General features: G+C 65.2%; 2 protein-coding genes. Both read right to left on the reverse strand.

Annotation, left to right across the window (positions count from 1 at the left end; genetic code table 11):
* Positions 1-195: 195 nt before the first annotated feature.
* Positions 196-699: a GNAT family N-acetyltransferase gene (locus P0D80_RS50265; RefSeq protein ID WP_408296235.1), complete on the reverse strand. Its 504-nt coding sequence runs from the start codon at positions 697-699 to the stop codon at positions 196-198.
* On the reverse strand, positions 696-986 hold the full coding sequence (locus P0D80_RS50270; RefSeq protein WP_408296238.1) for a type II toxin-antitoxin system TacA family antitoxin: 291 nt from the start codon (positions 984-986) through the stop codon (positions 696-698). The genes P0D80_RS50265 and P0D80_RS50270 overlap by 4 nt, the downstream gene beginning before the upstream one ends.
* Positions 987-1237 lie beyond the last annotated feature (251 nt).

Genomic DNA, 1237 nt, shown 5'->3' on the forward strand with positions numbered 1-1237 from the left:
GCCAAAACCCGACGATCCTCCATTCTGACGGCTTCGTCGCACATCACTTCAACTTCAAGGGGGCCACACGGCCCCCTTATTGTTGACTCAATCGCTCAACCTTGCGCCGCCATTTATAAGCGGATTTGCTCCGCCACTAACAGTAGCTCCGCGGCGGCGGCAGGTCGAGTTGCTGCGCACGGTTCGCCATCGCGTTCAGCTGCGATCGCGCGCGGCGCGCGCAGTCGTAACCGGCAGGAACAGGGTACGGGGGATGTCGGCAAAGGCCACAAACCCGTGATGCTGGTAGAACGCCACCGCGGCATCATCCTTCGCGTCGACGAGCAGCGCCCAGGCGGCAATGTCCGCGCGCAGCACGCGATCGAGCGCGTCGGCGAGCAGCGCCGCACCCAGTCCCCGGCCGCGATACGCGAGATCCACCGCGAGCCGGCCCATTCTCACGGCGGGAATGGTGGGGTAACGCGGCAGGCGCTGGGCGACCAGCTGCGGCAGATCGCCCAGCGCGACACTGGCCGACGCCAGCGTGTAATACCCCGCGATGCGCTCGCCGTCGAGCGCGACAAAACACGAACTCACGCGGCGGCGCTGGTCCTGGGTGGCCTGCTGCCGCAGATAGCGGTCGAGCGCATCAACTCCGCTGTCGAAGGCTTCGCGCGCGTGTGCGCCGTCGAGTGCCGCGACGTGAAAGCTCCCGCTCACGCGTTACCCGCGGGATCCAGCAGCGTCCGGCGACGCGTAAAGGCGCGCTGCAACGCGTCGGCGGGTTCAGCCGGCTCGAGCAGCGCTGCGGCGAAGCGCGCCTGGTCGTCCAGCGTAAGCTGCACGACCTCGCGCTCGGCAATCACGCGCAGCGCGGCGTCCTGGGCGGCCGACACGACGAAATCGGACAGCGAGCGACCCTGCAGTTCCGCTGCGCGTCGCAGCAGGTCGCGCGTTTCCGGGCTGATGCGCGCTTCCAGTCGCGCCTGGGTGGGAGAAGTAGCCATGGTGGGATCCGGTGACATCATGCCGGAATTGTACGGCATCGTGTCGTACAATTCACGTGAAAAGTGAGGCGCGAAGCCATTTTCCCCGGAAAACCGGTATTAAACCCAATGTTGCTAAGGCAGAGGATTTTTAGCGAAGCGGAAGCGGCGCACCGGGATGAGCGCAGGCACGGCGCGAAATCCGCGTCCGCTTCGCTAAAAATTCTTTGAGCTAAACCGCTCCGCTTGCGCCAGCATCTATGGGCATTGAA

Origin of the sequence: Paraburkholderia sp. RL17-373-BIF-A, assembly GCF_046030175.1 — a bacterium.
GTDB lineage: Bacteria > Pseudomonadota > Gammaproteobacteria > Burkholderiales > Burkholderiaceae > Paraburkholderia.

What these genes read in the sequence shown, in the direction of transcription:
- P0D80_RS50270 (WP_408296238.1), bottom strand. Translation starts at nt 986, where the DNA reads ATGGCTACTTCTCCCACCCAGGCGCGACTGGAAGCGCGCATCAGCCCG.